At 67.5% G+C, this 19,518-nt stretch carries 15 protein-coding genes; 9 read left to right on the top strand and 6 right to left on the bottom strand.

Annotation, left to right across the window (positions count from 1 at the left end; all coding sequences use genetic code 11):
• Positions 1 to 75: 75 nt before the first annotated feature.
• Positions 76 to 489 carry an arsenate reductase ArsC gene (locus ACYCAX_RS06980; RefSeq protein ID WP_460247675.1) on the bottom strand — a complete coding sequence of 138 codons (414 nt, stop codon included), beginning with the start codon at positions 487 to 489 and terminating at the stop codon, positions 76 to 78.
• A 176-nt stretch (positions 490 to 665) separates the two neighbouring features.
• On the opposite strand from ACYCAX_RS06980, the gene ACYCAX_RS06975 reads away from it, so the two are divergent.
• Positions 666 to 1,355, top strand: coding sequence for a TetR family transcriptional regulator C-terminal domain-containing protein (locus ACYCAX_RS06975; RefSeq protein WP_460247734.1), 690 nt, complete (start codon positions 666 to 668; stop codon positions 1,353 to 1,355).
• A gap of 76 nt (positions 1,356 to 1,431) precedes the next feature.
• Positions 1,432 to 1,728: a hypothetical protein gene (locus ACYCAX_RS06970; protein WP_015476972.1), complete on the top strand. Its 297-nt coding sequence runs from the start codon at positions 1,432 to 1,434 to the stop codon at positions 1,726 to 1,728.
• A gap of 7 nt (positions 1,729 to 1,735) precedes the next feature.
• Here the strand turns inward: ACYCAX_RS06970 and ACYCAX_RS06965 are convergent, their stop codons facing one another.
• Positions 1,736 to 2,884 carry a DUF1615 domain-containing protein gene (locus ACYCAX_RS06965; protein ID WP_460247674.1) on the bottom strand — a complete coding sequence of 383 codons (1,149 nt, stop codon included), beginning with the start codon at positions 2,882 to 2,884 and terminating at the stop codon, positions 1,736 to 1,738.
• 97 nt (positions 2,885 to 2,981) lie between these two features.
• Entirely contained in the window at positions 2,982 to 3,875 is an 894-nt protein-coding gene (locus ACYCAX_RS06960; protein ID WP_460247673.1) for a DMT family transporter, read from the bottom strand.
• 130 nt (positions 3,876 to 4,005) lie between these two features.
• Between ACYCAX_RS06960 and ACYCAX_RS06955 the strand changes: the two genes are divergently transcribed.
• Positions 4,006 to 4,443 carry an Lrp/AsnC family transcriptional regulator gene (locus ACYCAX_RS06955; RefSeq protein ID WP_015476969.1) on the top strand — a complete coding sequence of 146 codons (438 nt, stop codon included), beginning with the start codon at positions 4,006 to 4,008 and terminating at the stop codon, positions 4,441 to 4,443.
• 259 nt (positions 4,444 to 4,702) lie between these two features.
• Here the strand turns inward: ACYCAX_RS06955 and ACYCAX_RS06950 are convergent, their stop codons facing one another.
• Positions 4,703 to 7,063, bottom strand: a complete 2,361-nt coding sequence (locus ACYCAX_RS06950; protein ID WP_460247672.1) for a DNA polymerase II — start codon at positions 7,061 to 7,063, stop codon at positions 4,703 to 4,705.
• Between the two features lie 151 nt (positions 7,064 to 7,214).
• On the opposite strand from ACYCAX_RS06950, the gene mltA reads away from it, so the two are divergent.
• Positions 7,215 to 8,369: a murein transglycosylase A gene (gene mltA / locus ACYCAX_RS06945; protein ID WP_460247671.1), complete on the top strand. Its 1,155-nt coding sequence runs from the start codon at positions 7,215 to 7,217 to the stop codon at positions 8,367 to 8,369.
• A 199-nt stretch (positions 8,370 to 8,568) separates the two neighbouring features.
• Here the strand turns inward: mltA and ACYCAX_RS06940 are convergent, their stop codons facing one another.
• Positions 8,569 to 9,534 carry an AraC family transcriptional regulator gene (locus ACYCAX_RS06940; protein ID WP_015476966.1) on the bottom strand — a complete coding sequence of 322 codons (966 nt, stop codon included), beginning with the start codon at positions 9,532 to 9,534 and terminating at the stop codon, positions 8,569 to 8,571.
• 181 nt (positions 9,535 to 9,715) lie between these two features.
• Here ACYCAX_RS06940 and ACYCAX_RS06935 point away from each other — a divergent pair, with 181 nt between their 5' ends.
• From ACYCAX_RS06935 to ACYCAX_RS06915, 5 genes are all read left to right on the top strand, one after another.
• On the top strand, positions 9,716 to 10,642 hold the full coding sequence (locus ACYCAX_RS06935) for a bile acid:sodium symporter family protein (protein WP_294974718.1): 927 nt from the start codon (positions 9,716 to 9,718) through the stop codon (positions 10,640 to 10,642).
• The gene (locus tag ACYCAX_RS06930; protein ID WP_460247670.1) at positions 10,639 to 11,382 is read left to right on the top strand and encodes a sulfite exporter TauE/SafE family protein; all 744 of its coding nucleotides are present in this window, start codon (positions 10,639 to 10,641) and stop codon (positions 11,380 to 11,382) included. Before ACYCAX_RS06935 ends, ACYCAX_RS06930 begins: the two co-directional genes overlap by 4 nt.
• Entirely contained in the window at positions 11,379 to 13,172 is a 1,794-nt protein-coding gene (locus ACYCAX_RS06925) for an N-acyl-D-amino-acid deacylase family protein (RefSeq protein WP_460247669.1), read from the top strand. Before ACYCAX_RS06930 ends, ACYCAX_RS06925 begins: the two co-directional genes overlap by 4 nt.
• A gap of 204 nt (positions 13,173 to 13,376) precedes the next feature.
• The gene (locus tag ACYCAX_RS06920; RefSeq protein WP_294974728.1) at positions 13,377 to 13,517 is read left to right on the top strand and encodes a hypothetical protein; all 141 of its coding nucleotides are present in this window, start codon (positions 13,377 to 13,379) and stop codon (positions 13,515 to 13,517) included.
• Positions 13,518 to 13,675: 158 nt separating this feature from the next.
• Entirely contained in the window at positions 13,676 to 14,827 is a 1,152-nt protein-coding gene (locus ACYCAX_RS06915) for an MFS transporter (protein WP_460247733.1), read from the top strand.
• 394 nt (positions 14,828 to 15,221) lie between these two features.
• Here the strand turns inward: ACYCAX_RS06915 and putA are convergent, their stop codons facing one another.
• On the bottom strand, positions 15,222 to 19,160 hold the full coding sequence (putA, locus tag ACYCAX_RS06910; RefSeq protein WP_460247668.1) for a trifunctional transcriptional regulator/proline dehydrogenase/L-glutamate gamma-semialdehyde dehydrogenase: 3,939 nt from the start codon (positions 19,158 to 19,160) through the stop codon (positions 15,222 to 15,224).
• Positions 19,161 to 19,518 lie beyond the last annotated feature (358 nt).

The raw sequence follows: 19,518 nt of genomic DNA, 5'->3' as shown, positions 1-19,518 counted from the left end.
GCTCCCAGCTGAAGGACCAGCCCCATCAAGCAGAAAGCCCGCGATCAGCGGGCTTTCTGCTGTGTGGCGACAACCTCAGGGACGGTTCTTCACCATCTCGAACAGTTTCAGGCGATCGCTCAGCTCCTGCAGGGTATGGCGGAACGGATCGTGCTGCTCGCTGGTGGTCGGGTCGGCGAAACTCCAGACGATCACTTCGCTGGAGCTGGGCAACTCATCGCCTTCGCCTTTGGACTTGTCGCACAGGTCGATCAGGTAATCGAAGTGCTGGCCGCGAAATTCGTCGATGGACTTGCTGCGCAGCCCCTCGGTGGATATGCCGGCGTGCTCCAGGACATCGCGGGCGCGCGGGTCGATGGCGCTGGGGTGGATTCCGGCGCTGCAGGCGTCGAAATGCTCGGCATCGGTATGCCGCAGCAGCGCTTCGGCCATCGGGGAGCGGGCATCGTTGGCGATGCAGACGAACAGGACTCGGCGTTTCTCGGTCATCACTACCTCGGCACGGGACGCGGATTCGGCCCTTATACGCCAGGTTTGTGACAGTGCCGTGTCGGAACAATGAAGGCGCCCCGGCACGGCCCGTTGGTGAGAGCCCGAACCTATGAAAAAGCACCCATTCGCTATATAGCTTTGTATATTTTGAATCCTCGTATCCGGCTGCCCCGATCCATGAAACCAACCTCGACCACCACCAACAAGCGTTCCCGCTACACAGGTCGACCCTCAGCATCCGCGACCGCAACCGCCAGCGCATCCTTCTCGCCGCCGGCGAAGAGTTCGCCGACAAGGGCTTCAGCGCCGCCAGGACGCAAGACATCGCCAGCCGCGCCGAGGTGCCCAAGTCCAACGTCTACTACTACTTCCAGAGCAAGGAGAACCTCTACCTGCGCCTGCTGGAGAACGTGGTGGGCGCGGTATTGGAAGCCTCCGCCCTGCTGCGCGAGTGCGACGACCCGGCCTTGGCGCTGCCCGCGCACATCCGCGCGCGCCTGCACATCGCCCGCCAGTGGCCGCAGGCCTACAAGGTCTTCGCCAGCGAAATGCTCCACGGCGCCCCGCACTTGCCACGGGAGTGGCTGCAACGCCTGCGCGCGGAATCCCTCCGCAGCCTGGAATGCCTCGCCGCCTGGATCGACCGTGGCCTGCTCGCCCCGGTGGATCCGCAGCACCTGCTGCTGAGCATTTCCGCGGCCACCCGTACCTACGTGGATTTCGACTGGCAGATCGCGATGATCACCGGCAAGGCGCAACCGGACGCCAGCGACTTCGAAGCGGTGGCGGCGACCATCACCCGCCTGGTCCTGCGCGGCACCGAGCCGGAGCTGGCAACGCGGCTGCGCCCCTTGCCGCTGTAGCACGCGGCGGAGGCTGCACTAAGCTGAGGTTGTCCGCATGGCCCTGAGCCATGTCCACATTCGTCCGGGAGACGTCATGAAATCGCTACTGATCGCCACGTTGTCGCTGATCGCCGTGCAGCCCGCTGTCGCCGCCATCCCCATGCTCAACTACGACTGCCCGAACGACATCCAGATCCACACCGACGAGGGCGGGCCGGTCTACATCAACGGCAAGGAAGCCAGGATCAAGCAGAGCAACGACAAATACATCGAGGCCAAGGGCGAAGGCGTGACCGTCTCCATCAGCCTCAACGACGACGGCACCGCCAGCGTGTCCTACACCGGGCCCAAAGGCGCCAACGGCATCTGCCAGCCCGCCGAGGGCGACTGATTCCGGCTCAGGGCTTTTTCGGCGCCCGCGCCAGGCAGCGCTTGTAGCGCTCATCCACGCGCTGGGCGAACCAGGCAGTGGTCAGTTGGCGGGTGATCTTCGGGCTGTGCAGCGTGATGCCTGGCAGGATCGCCCGAGGCAACGGCTTGCCGGCGGCGCGCTCGCCCAGTGCGAAGACCTTGGCGTACAGCCTGGATTCGGCGAATGCCTGGGTGTCGCCCTGCTCCAGTGCGCGACGAATCTCACCCTCGCTCATCCCCAGGCGCGGCGCCAGGGTGCGCACCGCCTTTTCCGTGCTGCCGGCGTCGTAGCTGCCGTAGAGGATCAGGTCGCCGTCCAGCGCCAGGGTGATGCCGCTGGCCTCGCTCACCGCACGCTGGAAGGCGGCGTTGCGGCTGGCGTACCAACCGGCGTTGAAGTCGGCGAAACGGTACAGCGGCTTCGGGTAGTCCACCGGGTAGCCGAGCAGGTGGGCGATGCCGAAATACATGCCGCCACGCCGGCTGAAGACTTCACGGCGAATGCTGCCGTCCACCGGGTAGGGATAGTCCTCGGCGTGGGCCTGGGCGAAGGCGATGCTGACCTGCATCGGCCCGCCGGTATGCACCGGGTTGAAGCGGCCGAACAACTGCTGGCCCAGCGGCACGCTGCCGATGAAATCATCGAAGATCGCGCTCAGCTCCTTCTCCGTGCGCACCGCCGCCAGGCGCTGGCTGTAGCTGCGTCCGTTCGGCGACTTCAGGCTCAGCGCGGCGTCGATCAGGATGCCCGGCACATGCAGCTTGCCGGCGCGCCGGTCGATCTCGCCACGGGCGATCTTGCCCAGCCCGGGCACGGCAGGGTCGGCCTTGTAGTTGGACTCCTGCTCGGTCACCGCCAGCACCGAGCAGAGGTTCTCGGCGGTTGCCGGAATGCGCTGGGCGCTGAACGCTACCTGGATGTCCCGCGCCCAGCCGGGACGGTCGGCGACGCTCGCCGGCATCAACTTCGCCACCGTCGCGCGCACTTCCTCCGGAGTCGCTTCGGGCGCCCCCTGGCGGGTGCCGCAACCGGCCAGCGCCAGCAGTACGGCCAGGCCCAGCAGGCGGAAAACCTTGATTCGAGGGAGAGGCCTGTCCAGGCCGGAGAAATCTGCCGTCAGGGCAGCCGCATTCATAGTCCGTTCCTTGTTTCGAGACCGCCTACCATTTTCCGCCTACAGAGACGGCGCCCGACGGCGCAGGTTCCCCGGCATTGTCAGCCAAGCAGGGATTTCAGCGCCAGGCCAGCCGCCGCAGGTCGAAGCGCCAGCCGCGCTGCATGCCGGCGGCGGCGAGCAGGATGGCGACCACGCCCAGCCATTGCAGCGGTGTCAGGCGGTGGCCGAAGGCGAACCAGTCGACGAAGATCGCCGCGATCGGATAGATGAACGACAGCGCGCCGGTCAAGGTCGTCGGCAGCTTCTGGATCGCGCCGTAGAGCAGCACGTACATGATCCCGGTGTGCACGATGCCCAGGGTCGCGAGGCTGGCCCAGGCCGAGGTCGCCTGCGGCAACGGCGAGAGATTGGCCCAGGGAGCCAGCAGGGCCACGCCGGTCAGCGCCTGGATCAGTGCGATCAGGTGCGGCGGAATGCCATCCAGGCGTTTGATGATCAGCGCCGCCAGCGCATACAGCGCCGCCGCGCCGAGCGCCAGGGCGATGCCGCCGAGGTAGTCGCTGCCCACCTGTCCGTCGGCCCCGTGGGCGCTGACGATGGCCAGCATGCCGAGGAAGGAGACCCCGAGCCAGGCCATCTTCTGCGCGCTCAGGCGCTCACCGAGGAACAGCGCGCCCAGCAGCACCAGCAGGAATGGCTGCACGTTGTACACCGCCGTGCCGATGGCGATGGAAGCCCGCGAGTAGGAACCGAACAACAGCACCCAGTTGCCGACGATGGCCACGCCGCTGAGCAACGCCAGGCCGAAGGTGGCGCGGGTGAGGATGCCTGGCCGCAGGAAACCCATCAGGCCGCAGATCGGCAGCAGGGTCGCGGCGCCGAACAGGCAACGCCAGAACACCACGTCCAGCACCGGTTGCCCGGAGACCACCACCAGCCAGCCGATGGTGCCGCAGATCAGCATGGCGCTGACCATTTCCAGGGTGCCGCGTCGAATCCGCTCGTTCATGGTTCACCTCCTTTCGTTGGCGACCAGTATGAATGGGTGATTCGACGCGCTCCATCGCCTGACAGAGGCAAAAACCAAGGTTCACCTTTACTATCAAGGTAACTTTCGCCATTTACCTTTCGAGGTCGCCATGACCGATGAAATCGACCAGTTGCTGATCGCCGCACTGATGAAAGATTCCCGCCTCTCCCTCAAGGCCCTGGCCCAGGCCAGCGGCCTGAGCGCTCCCAGCGTGGCCGAGCGCCTGCGCAAGCTGGAGGAGCGCCAGGTCATCACCGGCTACACGGTGAACGTCGACCCGCGCGCCTTCGGCTACCAGTTGCAGGCCATCGTCCGTGTGCGACCGCTGCCGGGACGGCTGCAGGAGGTGGAGAGGCAGATCATGGCGATCCCCGAGTTCACCGAGTGCGACAAGGTCACCGGCGAGGATTGCTTCTACGCGCGGATGTGCGTGAGGTCGATGGAGCAGTTGGATGAGTTGCTGGACCACCTGAACGGTTTTGCCGAGACCAATACCGCCATCGTGAAGAAGACCCCGGTGAAGCGGCGATTGCCGCCGATGGCGTAAGGCACGCCGTACGTGCCTCGGGTAAACCGCAGGATGGCGTCGAGTGAAGCGATACCCATCCTGCGGTCTGCCCCCTCACCACGACTCGCCGACATTCCTTTTGTAGGAGCGAGCTTGCTCGCGGACCGCCCGACACCCGCGCAGACCACCTGACAGCGGCCTTGCCGCCGGGTCCGCGAGCTTGCTCGCTCCTACGACAAGCGCGAGGCTAACCCGCACGCCCCCAGCCCTCGCTCGCGGACAGTTCTCCCGGCCCCACTCAGAACAACCCCATCTGCCGATCGATCAACGCATTGAAATCATCCTCCACGAACGGCAGGATGGCGTCGGCCACCGGCTGCAGTTGCCGGCTGACGTAGTGGTCGTAGTCGATGGGCGAGTGCCGCGTCTCCAGCGGTTCGGGGCCGTTGACCGTCATCACGTAGCTGATCCAGCCGCCGTTCTGGTACTGCCGGGGCCGTCCCTGGCGCTCGTTGTAGTCATCGGCCATGCGCGCCGCGCGCACGTGGGGCGGGACGTTGCGTTCGTAGTCGCCGAGCCGGCGGCGCAGGCGCTTGCGGAAGATCAGCAGCTCATCCTGCTCGCCGGCCAGGGTGCGACTCACGTAATCGCGGACGAACTCGCGGTAAGGCTGGCGCTGGAAGATGCGCAGGTACAGCTCCTGCTGGAACTGCTGGGCCAGCGGCGACCAATCGGTACGCACGGTTTCCAGGCCCTTGAAGACCATCTCATCGCTGCCGTCGGCGCGCCGCACCAGGCCGGCGTAGCGCTTCTTGCTGCCCTCCTCCGCGCCCCGCACCGTGGGCATGAGGAAGCGCCGGAAGTGCCGCTCGAACTGGATTTCCAGCGCGCTTTCCAGGCCATACGTCTCGCGCAGGTGCTCGCCCCACCACCGGTTGACGTGACGCACCAGGGAGCGGCCGATCTCGGCGGCCTCGTCCTCGCCGTGCGCACGGCCAAGCCAGACGAAGGTGGAGTCGGTGTCACCGTAGATCACCCGATGCCCCTGCCCTTCGATCAGCTCGCGGGTGCGCCGCATGATCTCGTGGCCGCGCAGGGTGATGGACGACGCCAGGCGCGGGTCGAAGAAGCGGCAGCCACTGGAGCCGAGCACGCCGTAGAAGGCGTTCATGATGATCTTCAGCGCCTGGGACAGCGGCGCGTTGCCCTCGCGCTTGGCGGCGTCGCGACCCTGCCATACACGCTCGACGATGGCCGGCAGGCAATGTTGCGTGCGGGAGAATCGTCCACCACGGAAGCCGGGGATCGAGACCGCGTCCGACGGGTCGCTCAAGCCTTCCACCAGCCCCACCGGGTCGATCAGGAAGGTGCGGATGATCGACGGGTACAGGCTCTTGTAGTCCAGCACCAGCACCGACTCGTAGAGTCCCGGCCGCGAATCCATGACGAAGCCGCCGGGGCTGGCCTCCGGCACCTTGCCGCCGAGGTTCGGCGCGACGTAGCCCAGGCGGTGCATCGGTGGCAGGTACAGGTGGGTGAAGGCCGCCACCGAGCCACCGCTGCGGTCCGCCGGCAGGCCGGTGACGCTGGCGCGTTCGAGCAGGAAGTCGAGGATGCGGGTCTTCTCGAAGATCCGCGTGACCAGTTCGCAGTCCTTGAGGTTGTATTTCGCCAGCGCCGGCTTGTCCTCGGCGAAGCGGCGGTCGATCTCGGCCATGCGGTCGTAGGGGTTGTCGATCGACTTGCCTTCGCCCAGCAGGCTCTGCGAGACGCTTTCCAGGCTGAACGAAGGGAAGCTCCAGAACGCCGAGCGCAGCGCCTCGATGCCGTCGATGATCAGCCGTCCGGCCGCCGCCGCGAAGTAGTGATTGCCCGACGCGTGCTGCCGCCAGCCCATCTCGTCGCCGCCACGGCCCAGGCGCAGCGGGACGTCCAGGCGCTTGGCGTGTTCCTGCAGCACGCGCAGGTCGAACTGCACCAGGTTCCAGCCGATGATGGCGTCCGGGTCGTGCTCGGCCAGCCACCGGTTCAGACGCTCCAGCAGTTCGGCGCGGCTGTCGCAATACTCCAGCTCGAAGTCGCGCTCGCCATCGACGCCGTTGGCCGGGCCGAGCATGTAGACCTGACGCTGGCCGCAGCCTTCCAGGGCGATGGAATAGAGGTCGCCACGGATATTGGTTTCGATGTCCAGCGAGACCAGTTTCAGTTTCGGCCGGTAGCCCGGCGTCGGGCGCAGTTGTGCCTCGATGACGCTGCCGGCGTCTCCCGGCTTGCCGCTGAAGGTCACGGGCGCGGTGATGAAGCGCTCCATCAGGTAGCGCTCGGGCGGGCGGATGTCCGCCTCGAACATCTCGACGCCGGCCTCCCGCAGGCGCTTCTCCAGGTTCATCAATTGGCGATGCTGCTGGCAATAAAGGCCCAGCACCGGGCGTTGCTGGAAATCGCGCAGGCCCAGCGGGCGCAGCTCGGCACCGCGCTCGCCGGCCAGCAGCTTTTCGGCGCGGGCACGCTGCTCGGCCGGCACGAAGGCCACCGAGGTCTGTGGCGGCAACAGCACATGCCGGGGCCCCTCGTCGGTGGCCAGCCAGAAGCCCACCTCGGTGCCTTCGGGCGTATCCCGCCAATGTCGGGTCAGGACGAAACCCTGCCTTGCCTCCACGCTCTAACCATCCGTCTGTCGAATCAGAACGCCATTCTACCGGTCCGTCCGCGGATTCGTTGCAAGGCGTGTAAATCCGACCGATGCGTTTGACGCACGCCCCGCGTCTGCCCAAGCTAGCGGGCTTTCGTTTGCCTGCCAGGACTCGCCCGTGACCGACTCGTCCCGCCACTGGACCCGCCCTCTCCTCGCCACCCTCTGCATCGCCACCCTGCTTTCGGGCTGCGGCCTGTTCGGCAAAAAGCCCGAAGAAGCCAAGGCGCCGACCTATTCCAAGGCCGACTGGTCGGACCTGCCGAAAACCGCCGACAGCGACGTGGTGCAAGGCTTCAACGCCTGGCGCTCGGCCTGCGCGGTGCGCCTGAAGAAAGATCAAATCTGGGCCGCCACCTGCACCCAGGCACTGGGCGTCCCCGCCTCGCCGGCGGCGATCCGCCAGTTCATGCAGGAGCACCTGCAACCCTACCAGCTGCGTGCAGGCAGTGGCCGCGAAACCGGCCTGATCACCGGCTATTACGAGCCGGTCTATCGCGGCAGCCTGGAGCGCAACACACAGCACGGCGTGCCGGTGTATGGCGTGCCGTCCGACCTGGTTGTGGTGGCGCTGGATAGCGTCTACCCCGAGCTCAAGGGCAAGCGCCTGCGCGGCAAGCTCGACGGCAACACCGTCAAGCCCTACGCCGATGCCGCCGGCATCCGCCGTGATGGCGTCGATGCGCAGGTTCTGGCCTGGCTGGGCGACCCGATGGACCTGCAATTCCTGCAGATCCAGGGCTCGGGCCGCGTGCAGCTGGACTCCGGGCGTCAACTGCGCCTGGGCTATGCCGAGCAGAACGGCCGCCCCTACAAGCCGGTGGGCCGCTGGCTGGTGGAACAGGGCGAGCTGAGCAAGGACGAAGTCAGCATGACGCGCATCCGCGACTGGGCCCGCGCCCATCCGCAGCGGGTCGACGAACTGCTGGCGAGCAACCCCAGCTACGTGTTCTTCAGCCAGCGCCCGGACAGCAACGAAGGCCCGCGCGGCTCGCTGAACGTGCCGCTGACGCCGGGCTACAGCGTGGCCATCGACCGCAAGGTGATCCCCCTGGGCAGCCTGATGTGGCTCTCCACCACCCGCCCCGACGGCGCGCCGGTGGTGCGCCCGGTGGCGGCCCAGGACACCGGCGGCGCCATCGTCGGCGATGTGCGCGCGGACCTGTTCTGGGGCACCGGCGATGCCGCCGGCGAGCTGGCCGGGCACATGAAGCAGGAAGGCCAGCTGTGGCTGCTGTGGCCGAAGGGCGCGGAGCTGCCGGGCGCATCCTGACCGCCGGATTCACCTTCTGCAGGAGCGAGCTTGCTCGCGCACCGCCTGACACCGCTGCATCCGGCGAATCCGTTCGCGAGCAAGCTCGCTCCTACGAAGAGCAGTTCGGCGCAGATCGCCAATCAGCGCGCGAGCCGGGGTTGATCGCGGACAAAGTCCGCGATGCTTTTGCTTCTGGCTGGGTATTTCTGCGCCGCTCCTACGAAGAGCCATCCGCCCCCTGGCGGAACTGGCCCGGCGTCATCCCGCTCCAGCGGCGGAACGCCTTGGCGAAAGCGCTCTCGTCGGAGAAGCCAAGCCGCTCGGCGACCTCGGCAAGGCGTGGCGATTCGCGCAACAATTGCTCGGCCATGCCATGCAATACCTGCTCGCGCAGCAGCTTGAAGCTGGTGCCCTCGTCGGCCAGCTTGCGGTTGAGGTGACGGCCGCTGAGCGCCAGTTGCTCGGCGACCCGCTCCTTGCCCCAGCTCGGCTGCTGACGCAGCAACTGCTGCACCTGCGCCGCCAGGCTTTGCGCGCCCAGGCGCTGCAACTGCGCATCGGCCAGCGCCCGCAGGTGCTCGCGCATCAGCGCGTTGGCCTGGATCAGCGGCACGTCGAGGTCCGCCAGGGCGAAGCACAGGGCGTTGTCCGCTGCGGCAAAGTCGATGGGGCATCCCAGCACCTGGTCATAACGGGCGTACTCGGCGCGGGGCCGATGGCTCAGGGTCAAGCGCCTCGGCGTCACCCGCTCGCCGGTGATCCAGCGGGTCATGTGCACCAGGCTCGCCAGCGCCGCCTCCACCCGTTCCTCGCGCCGTGCCACGTAGCTGGGCCGGTAGATCAGGCGCACCTGGGCGGCATCGCGCTCGAGCTGGAACTCGCTGCCCTCGGCGATGATCGGGTAATACTCCAGCAACGCCTCCAGCGCCTCGCCGAAGTGCTCGCAGCTCATCAGCAGCGCACCGACCATGTCCAGGTGGCCGACCTGCAGGGCACTGCCCAGGCGCAACCCCACCAGCGGGTCGGCGGAGGCGGCGCACAGCCCCTCCCAGATGCGGTCCTGCACGGCCAGCGGGATACGCGCCTCGACCGGCAGTTCGGCCGGCACCGGCAGACCCAGGCGCTGCGCAGCCTGGAGAATGCCCTGGGCATAGTGAACGGTGATCGATGGGCTGTGGGGCATGGTCCCGAATTAACCGCGCGAAGTCTCGATTGAGCCGTTACCGGACGGTAACGATTCCGTATGCTTGCCAATTACAACGATAAATACAAATACGAGTCACCTTGCATGCACGATAACCACGGAGCCGCGCCCCGAGCGCCGGCCATCGCGTTGCCCGTCCCTTTTCGACAGGAGACCGGCGATGCCTGACGTCAACCTCGAGTTTTCCGGCGGTTCGATGATCGCGCTGAACGTCATCATCGCCCTGATGATGTTCGGCGTATCGCTGGAACTGCGCCGCGACGACTTCACCCGCATCCTCCGCCAGCCCAAGGCACCGGCCATCGGCATGCTGGTGCAGTTCCTGCTGCTGCCCGCCGTCACCTGCCTGCTGACGCTCTTCCTGCCGATCGACCCGGAACTGGCGCTGGGGATGATCCTGGTCGCCACCTGCCCCAGCGGCACCTTCTCCAACATCATGACCTGGATGGCGCGCGGCAACGTCGCGGTGTCGGCCAGCGTCACCGCCGTGTCCGGGCTCAGCGCGGGTATCTTCACGCCGCTGAACTTCGCCCTTTATGCCGGCCTCAATCCGGCCACCCGCGACCGCCTCACGCAGATCCACATCGACCCGCTGGAACTGGCCGGCGTGGTGCTGCTGGTACTGATCCTGCCGATGCTCGCCGGCATGGCCCTGGGCCGGCAGAAACCGCAACTGGCGCGGCTCCTGGAAAAACCGCTGCGGCAGTTGTCGCTGCTGGTGATGCTGGGCTTCGTCGGCGTGGCCTTCGCGAAGAACTTCCAGCAGTTCATCGCCTACTTCCACCTGTTCTTCTGGCTGGTGTTGCTGCTCAACGGCACCGCGCTGCTGCTGGGCTATGTCTGCGCGCGCCTGTGGCGGCTGCCGGACGCCGACGTGCGCGCCGTTACCCTGGAAAGCGGCATCCACAACTCGGCGCTGGGCATGGCGCTGATCCTCACCTTCTTCCCGCAGGCCGGCGGCATGCTGCTGATCGCGGCGTTCTGGGGCTGCTGGCAGTTGTTCTCCGGCCTCGTGCTGGCGCAGTGGTGGGCACGCTGCGCGCCTCGGGATGCGTCGTTCGCCGCCGTCAGCGAGGGCAACCGGTGAACGCGCCTGCCATCGCCCTGGGCGGTTTCATCCTGCTGGCCTACACCCTGGAAGCCATCACCGGCTTCGGCAGCGTGGTGATCGCCCTGTCCCTCGGCGCGCTGCTGATGCCCATCGAGACGCTGCTGCCGATCCTCGTGCCGCTGAACATCGGCATGACCGGCTACCTGTGCTGGCGCCACCGCCGTCTGATCGACACCCGCCTGCTGCTGCACACCGTGCTGCCGGGGATGCTGGTCGGCATGCTGATCGGCTACCTGATGCTGCCGCATCTGGACCCGCAGCCACTCAAGCGCGGCCTCGGCGCGCTGATCCTCTGGTTCGCCGTCCGCGAACTGTGGCGCCTGCGCGCCAGCGCTCCGGAGCGCGGACATGCACCCAACTGGGTGGTGCGCCTGGCCACCGGCGCGGCAGGCATCTGTCATGGTCTGTTCGCCTCGGGCGGCCCGCTGCTGGTCTACGCCCTGGCCACCCGCCCGCTGGACAAGACCCGCCTGCGCGCCACCCTGGTGTGCGTCTGGTTCACCCTGAACGGCCTGCTGACCGTCGCCTTCCTCCTCGACGGCCGCCTGCGCCCGGCGCTGCCCCAGGTGCTCGCCTACGCACCCTTGCTGCTGCTCGGCGTATGGCTGGGCGAGCGCCTGCACCACCGTTTCGAGGAACGTCACTTCCGTCTCGCCATCCACTGCCTGCTGCTGGTCAGCGGCGTCCTGCTGCTGTCGCCCTGGAGCCTCCTGTGAGCTACGACATCATCATCAAGAACGGCCTGTACTTCGACGGCAGCGATGCCCCCGGCAGCCTGCGCCATGTCGGCGTCAAGGACGGTCGCATCGACACCCTGAGCGTCAGCCCGCTGGACGAAGACGGCTGCGCGGAAGTGATCGACGCCACCGGCAAGTGGGTCACCCCCGGCTTCCTGGAAATCCACTCGCACTACGACGCCGAGGCCATCGCCGCGCCGGCGCTGAAGGAATCGGTACGCCACGGTGTGACCACGGTGTCGGTCGGCTCCTGCTCGATCAGCATGGTGCTGGGCGAGGCCGAGGACTGCTCCGACCTGTTCACCCGCGTCGAGGCCGTGCCGCGCGAGCAGGTGCTGCCGATCCTGCGCGACAAGCGCACCTGGAAGGACGCCAAGGGCTACCGCGCCTTCTACGACCAGCAGCCGCTGGGACCGAACCTGTGCTCCTTCCTCGGGCACTCCGAGCTGCGCGTCACGGTGATGGGCCTGGAGCGCGCCATCAGCGGCGCCAAGCCCACCGAGGCCGAGCTTTCGCGCATGGAGGAACTGCTGGAGCAGGCGCTGGACGCCGGCTGCTTCGGCCTCTCGGTGATGACCACGCGCCTGGACAAGATGGACGGCGACCGCGCCTGGTCCAGCCCGCTGCCGTCCACCTTTGCCAGCTGGAAGGAGTTCTCCCGCCTGTTCGCCGTGCTGCGTCGGCGCAACGCGCTGATGCAGGGCGCGCCCAACGCGGTCACCAAGATCAACGTGTTCGCCTTCCTCTACCAGGCCCACGGCTGGTTCCGCCGCCCGTTGAAGTGCTCGATGCTCACCGCGTTGGACCTCAAGTCCCAGCCCTTCATGCACCGCGTCACCCGCGCCTCCGGCTGGGTCGCCAACCGCCTGCTGCGCGGCCGCTACCGCTGGCAGACCCTGCCCGCGCCCTTCGTGGTGCGCATCGAGGGGCTGAACATGAACGGCTTCGAGGAGTTCGGCGCCGGTGAGGTGCTGCGCGACATCAAGGACCCGGACGAGCTCTACACGCGCATCCAGGACCCGGCCTTCCGCGAGCGCTTCAAGAAGGACATCAAGGCCACCCTCAGTATCGGCCTGTGGCATCGCAAGCTGTCCGACTGCTGGGTGCGCGAGTGCCCGGACGCAAGCCTCATCGGGCGCAATTTCGAGGACATCGGCCGCGAGCGCGGGCTGGACCCGGTGGACGCCTTCTTCGAGCTGGCCGGCCAGTATCGCAATGCGCTGAAATGGACCACCTGCTACGGCAACCACCGTCCGGAGATCATGGCCAAGCTGCTGGCCAGCCCCTGGACTCAGCCAGGCTTCGCCGACTCCGGCGCGCACCTGGCGTCCCATGCGCAGTACAACTTCCCGCTGCGCTTCCTGAAGTACGTGCGCGATGCCGAGCTGGCCGGCGCCGGCTTCATGGACACCGGCCGCGCCGTGCACCGGCTGACCGGCGAGCTGGCGGACTTCACCGGGATCGATGCCGGTTACATCCGCGTGGGCGACCGCGCCGACCTGGTGGTGATCAACCCGCAAGGCCTGACCGACGCACTGGATGAGGTCAGCGAGGCGCCGATGGAAGTGCTCGGTCTGACGCGCCTGGTGAAGCGCAACGACGACGCGGTGGAGGCCACGTTGATCAATGGGCGCGTGGCGTATCGGCGCGGGAGCGGCTTCCCGGAGGCGCTGGGCAAGGATCGCGGTTTCGGGCGATTCCTGCCGGGGCGCGACGTACTGAGCCGGCCGCAGGAGGTTTCGGCGGGAGCGCCAGCATTCAACCGGTAGTTTCGGCGTGTTCGATGGTTCGCGAGCAAGCTCGCTCCTACAGGTAGAGCACGCGCACTCTGCGTAGGAGCGAGCGTGCTCGCGAACCCGATCGACGCCAGCCATGCCGGCGTTCAACGCGATACCGCGCGGCCGGCCGAGATTGACGCCCCGCAGCGCACTCACTAGAGTGCGCGGTTTCCGGCATTCCGCTGTACCCGCACCATGACCCCGTTCTACCGCTTCGCCGACCCGAGCCTCGCCCTGCTGCGAGAGCCCCCGCGCGTGCGCAAAATCGATACCGCGCTGCGCCGTCGTCGCAGCGTGCTGTTCGCCTTCACCTTCTCCCCGCCCACCGGCTGCTGAGCCGGATGTCGGCCGCACGCGCGCCGGTCATTCCGCATTCCGATTCCGCCCACCGGTAAATGCCGGCGGGTTCGCTCGCATGTGCTGTCCCCAACGCTCAAGCGCCGGGGCAGGAGAAGGTTTCCATGAACAATCCGTCTTCCCTCCATCCGTCTTCCTTGAACAAGCCGCTGCTGGCGGTGCTGCTGTTCGCCGTGTCCATCGTCGGCCTGAGCCTGGGCGCCACCCTGCCGCTGGTGGCGCTGCGCCTGCTGGACAACGGCGCCAGCGCGTTGCAGATCGGCATCCTCTCGGCGGTGCCGGCGGCCGGCATGATCCTCGCAGCCGCCCTGGTCGACCGCCTCTGCCAACTGATGAGCCGGCGCCGCCTGTACCTGCTGTGCTTCGTGCTGTGCGCCGCGAGCACCGCGGCCATCGAGCTCAGCAGCCATTCCCTCTGGCTGCTGGCCGCTGCGCGCCTGGCGCTGGGCGTCGGCATGGGCATCGCGATCATCCTCGGCGAGGCCTGGGTCAACGAGCTGTGCGGCGAGAACAATCGCGGCACCATCGTCGCTTTGTACGCCACCAGCTTCACCGCTTTCCAGCTACTCGGCCCGACGCTGGTGGCGCTGCTCGGCGCGCAGACGCCCTGGGTGGCGCTGCTGGTCAGTGCCGGCCACCTGGTCGCGCTGGCCACCGTGGCCTTCGCCATGCCCGAGGAAGGCATCCACGAGCATGTGGAAGAGCCGCGCAGCTTCTCCCTCGCCGGCTTCCTGCGGGTGGCGCCGGCCTTGTGCATGGGCGTGCTGTTCTTCTCCTTCTTCGACAGCGTGGTGCTGTCGCTCTTCCCGGTCTACGCCTCCAGCCACGGCTACGCGGTGGGCATCGCCGCGTTCATGGCGACGGTGATCCTGCTGGGAGACATGATCTGCCAGTTGCCGCTGGGCTGGCTCTCCGACCGCCTCGACCGTCCCAGCCTGCACCTGGCCTGCGGCGTCGCGGCAATGCTGATCGGCCTCGGCCTGCCCTGGCTGATCGGCCAGACCTCGCTGCTGTGGCCAGCGCTGATGCTGCTCGGCGCGGTAGCCGGTGGGGTCTACACCCTGGCCCTGGTGCTGATCGGCCAGCGCTTCCGGGGCCGCGACCTGGTCACCGCCAACGCCGCCGCCGGGATGCTCTGGGGCGTCGGCAGCCTGCTCGGCCCGCTGCTCAGCGGCAGCCTGATGGACTTCGGTCCGCAAGGGGTGCCGGTGGCGCTGGCGCTGGCGGCGGGGTTGTTCGTGGCGACGGCGGCGGCCTCGGTGCGGCGTACGGGGGTTCGCCACGCCTGACGGCGGGGGTTCGCGAGCACGCTCGCTCCTACAGGGTGCCGGTCCCGCAGCCGAGGGTGTTCCTGCTTTTCGTGGGAGCGAGCTTGCTCGCGAACCAGGACCGGCACCCATCGTACGGATATGGAATCCCATCGCGGACAGAGTCCGCTCCTGCACGCCGTTCTGGCCGCATGCGTCAAGCAGATACCTGGGACGAGAAAGGAAATCGGCGGAGCGGGTAGCTCCGCCGTCGTGCCGGGCTTGGCGCCCGAAACGGAATGCGCGGGAAGCGCGAGGGAAACGGCCCGCCCGGAGCGGATAGCCCCACCCGAAGGCTGGCAGGCCGGAGACCGCCGGGCGGCGGCCGAAAGGCTCGCCGGGAACGCCCCGAACAGGCGCGCTCCCGGCGTGGACGTCAGCCGATGGTCATCAGGCTGGCGTTGCCGCCGGCGGCGGCGGTGTTGACGCTCAGGGCGCGCTCGATCAGCAGGCGCTCCAGGGGGATGTCGGTTTCCCCGCGGTTCAACCCGGTGACTCCGACGATGGCGCCCTTGCGCTGGGATGCCTGCTCGCACACCGCACGCAACTGGTCGGAATCGCCGTGGTGCAGGATGGCGTCGAAGGCGCTGTCGGTGGCGGCCCAGTCGGCGATCAGGTCGATGCGCTTCTGCACCTCCTTCGGCAGGCTGGTAACCAGTTCGCTCTGCGCCTGCAGGACCAGCGCGCGGCTGCCCACGGACAGTACGGCGGCCAACTGCGCCAGCAGGTCGACGCGTTCCTCGGCCAGGCACAGCACGTGTTCGCGCGGCAGCAGGCTGTAGGTGTTGCGCTCGCCGGTCGGGCCGGTCAGCACCTGCACGGTGTAGCTCTGCGACAGCTCGGCGTACCCGGCGATCAGCGCGGCCAGCGCCGGCTCGTTCTGGCCGGCCCACTGGGTCAGCGCATCCACCGCCTTGCTCGCCTCGGCCGGACGGGTCACCGCTTGCGCGCCGTCCCCCTGCAGTTGCCTGGCCACCGCGTCCTGCGGGCGGGTCGAGAGCAGTCGGTACAGGTACAGCGGACCGCCGGCCTTCGGACCGGTGCCGGACAGGCCCTCGCCACCGAAGGGCTGCACGCCGACCACGGCGCCGACCACATTGCGGTTCACATAGAGGTTGCCGACGTGGGCGCTCTCCACTACCTGGGCGATGGTCTCGTCGATGCGGGTGTGCACGCCCAGGGTCAGGCCATAGCCGGAAGCGTTGATCTGCTCCAGCAACTGGCCCAGCTCGGCGCGCTGGTAGCGCACCACGTGCAGCACCGGGCCGAAGATTTCGCGCTTGAGTTCACTGAAGCTGTCCAGCTCGATCAGGGTCGGCACGACGAAGGTGCCGCGCTTGATTTCCTCGGCGTCCACGCGGGCGCTCTGGAACACCTTGCGGCCTTTGTCGCGCAAGGTCTGGATGTGCTTGTCGATGTTGCCCTTGGCTTCCTCGTCGATCACCGGACCGATGTCGGTGTGCAGGCGCTCCGGCGCACCGACGCGGTACTCGGCCATCGCGCCCTTGAGCATGGCGATCACGCGGTCGGCCACGTCGTCCTGCACGCACAGCACGCGCAACGCGGAGCAACGCTGGCCGGCGCTGTCGAAGGCGGAGTTGACCACGTCCACCACCACCTGCTCGGCCAGTGCCGAGGAGTCGACGATCATCGCGTTGAGGCCGCCGGTTTCGGCGATCAGCGGGATGGTGCGGCCCTGGGCGTCGAGGCGGCCGGCGATGTTGCGCTGGAGGATGCCGGCCACTTCGGTGGAGCCGGTGAACATCACGCCACGCACACGCTCGTCACCGACGAGACGGGCACCGACGGTTTCGCCACGGCCCGGCAGCAGTTGCACGGCGCCAGCGGGTACGCCGGCTTCCAGCAGGATGCGCACGGCTTGCGCGGCGATCAGCGGAGTCTGCTCGGCCGGCTTGGCCAGCACGGTGTTGCCGGCGGCCAGGGCGGCGGCCACCTGGCCGCTGAAGATCGCCAGCGGGAAGTTCCACGGACTGATGCAGACCACAGGGCCCAGCGGGCGGTGGCTGTCATTGGCGAAGTGGGTGCTGGCCTGGGCGCCGTAGTAGCGCAGGAAGTCCACCGCCTCGCGCACTTCGGCGATGGCGTTGGCGAAGGTCTTGCCCGATTCGCGCACCAGCACGCCCATCAACGACTGGATCTCGGCTTCCATCAGGTCGGCGGCACGCTGCAGGATGGCGCCGCGCTCGGCCGGCTGGGTGGACTGCCAGATCTGCGCGCTGGACAGCGCGCCGAGGATGGCATTCTGCACATCGGCTTCGCTGGCCTCGCGCACATGGCCCACCACGTCGCGCAGGTCGGCCGGGTTGCGCACCGGCTGCGGCTCGCCCGGAGCGGCGTCGGCCAGACCGAGGATGGGCTCGGCGACGTAGCTCTGGTTGGTGCTCGACAGCAGCGCCGAGGACAGCGAACCCAGGCGGTGTTCGTTGGCCAGGTCGATGCCGGCGGAGTTCAGCCGCGACTCGCCATACAGCCCGCGCGGCAGCGCGATGCGCGGGTGCGGCAGGCCCAGGGTGCCTTCCTGCGCCGCCATCTGCTCGACCTGCAGCACCGGGTCCAGCACCAGGTCCTTGAGCGAGATGCTGTGGTCGGCGATACGGTTGACGAAGGAGGTGTTGGCGCCGTTTTCCAGCAGGCGGCGCACCAGGTACGCCAGCAGGGTTTCATGGCTGCCCACCGGGGCGTAGATGCGGCACGGACGGTTGAACTTGCCGTCGGCGACCTTGCCCACCACCTGCTCGTAGAGCGGCTCGCCCATGCCGTGCAGGCACTGGAACTCGTACTGGCCGGGATAGTAGTTCTGCCCAGCCAGCTGGTAGATGGCCGACAGCGAGTGCGCGTTGTGGGTGGCGAACTGCGGGTAGATGGCTTCCGGCACGGACAGCAGCTTGCGCGCGCAGGCCAGGTAGGACACGTCGGTGTAAGGCTTGCGGGTGTAGACCGGGTAGCCTTCCAGGCCGTTGACCTGGGCCAGCTTGATTTCGCTGTCCCAGTAGGCGCCCTTCACCAGGCGGATCATCAGGCGGTGGCGGCTGCGCTTGGCCAGGTCGATGACGTAGTCGATCACGTACGGGCAGCGCTTCTGGTAGGCCTGGATGACGAAGCCGATGCCATTCCAGCCGGCGAGGCTCGGCTCGAAGCACAGGCGCTCCAGCAGGTCGAGGGAGATTTCCAGGCGGTCGGCTTCCTCGGCGTCGATGTTGATGCCGATGTCGTAGTCGCGGGCCATCTTCACCAGGCCGAGCACGGTCGGGTACAGCTCGTCCATCACGCGGTCGTACTGGGCGCGGCTGTAGCGCGGGTGCAGCGCGGAGAGCTTGATCGAGATGCCCGGGCCTTCGTAGATGCCACGGCCGTGGGATGCCTTGCCGATGGCATGAATGGCCTGCTCGTAGGACGCCAGGTAGTGACGGGCGTCGTCTTCGGTCAGCGCGGCTTCGCCGAGCATGTCGTAGGAGTAGCGGAAGCCGCGGGATTCCATGTTGGCCGCATTGGCCAGGGCCTCGGCGATGGTCTCGCCGGTGACGAACTGCTCGCCCATCAGGCGCATGGCCATGTCCACGCCCTTGCGGATCAGCGGCTCGCCGGACTTGCCGATGATGCGGTTGAGCGACGAGGACATGCCGGCCTCGGTGTGGGTCGAAACCAGCTTGCCGGTGATCAGCAGACCCCAGGAGGCCGCGTTGACGAACATCGACGGGCTCTGGCCCAGATGCTGGCTCCAGTTGCCGTTGCTGATCTTGTCGCGGATCAGCGCGTCACGGGTGGCCTTGTCCGGGATGCGCAGCAGCGCTTCGGCCAGGCACATCAGCGCCACACCTTCCTGCGACGACAGCGAGAACTCCTGCAGCAGACCCTGCACCAGGCCCTGACGGCCACCGGCGTTCTTCTGGTTACGCAGTTTCTCGGCAATGCCCAGGGCCATCTTGTTGGCGGCGTCGGCCTGTTCCTTGGGCAGACGCGCCAGGTCCAGCAGCATCGGCAACGCCTCGGTTTCCGGGCGGCGATAGGCGGCGGTAATGGCGGCACGCAGCACGGACTGCGGCAGGATGCTTTCGGCGAAATCGAGGAAGACCTGCAGGCCCTGCTCGCTCAGCGAGTCCAGGGACTCTTCGCCAGCGGCGGCGGCCAGACCGGAATGCTCGGCGGGAGTCAGCCCACCCTCGACCTGTTCCAGGTACGTGAAGATCGCTTGCTTGATCAGCCAGTGTGGAGTGCGGTCGAGTTGCTGGGCTGCGTGCTTCAGACGTTCGCGGGTAGCGTCGTCGAGCTTCACGCCGAGGGTCGTGGTGGCCATGAGTCGTCCTATTGTTAAAAAAGTGGAGCGTGGCAAAACGGCGCAAGGTTAAACCGCCGCCCACGAAGGTGCAACCAGGTGCAACCACTCTTTCGCAAACCCCCGAATACGCTTGGTCCCAAGCATTCACGGGGCATTTCGGGACCAGGGCGAAGCGCTCCGCCGAGTATGCCGACGGACGGATGAGACCAAGGTATAACCCGACGCGCGAATAGGTTGCACCTTAATGCAAGGCGAACCTGGACAGCATAGGCCAGGCGCAGCCGGTTGCGCTCGCCGAGACGACCGCAGGCACAGCCTGGAGAACGGGACCGGGGGGCGCCAGCGCCCCGCCCTTGCAGGCCCGGCCAGGCTCTCG

It is taken from the genome of Pseudomonas sp. MT3, assembly GCF_054720805.1.
The sequence above is the reverse complement of the archived record's forward strand: the minus strand, read 5'-3'. Positions and strand labels throughout refer to the sequence as shown.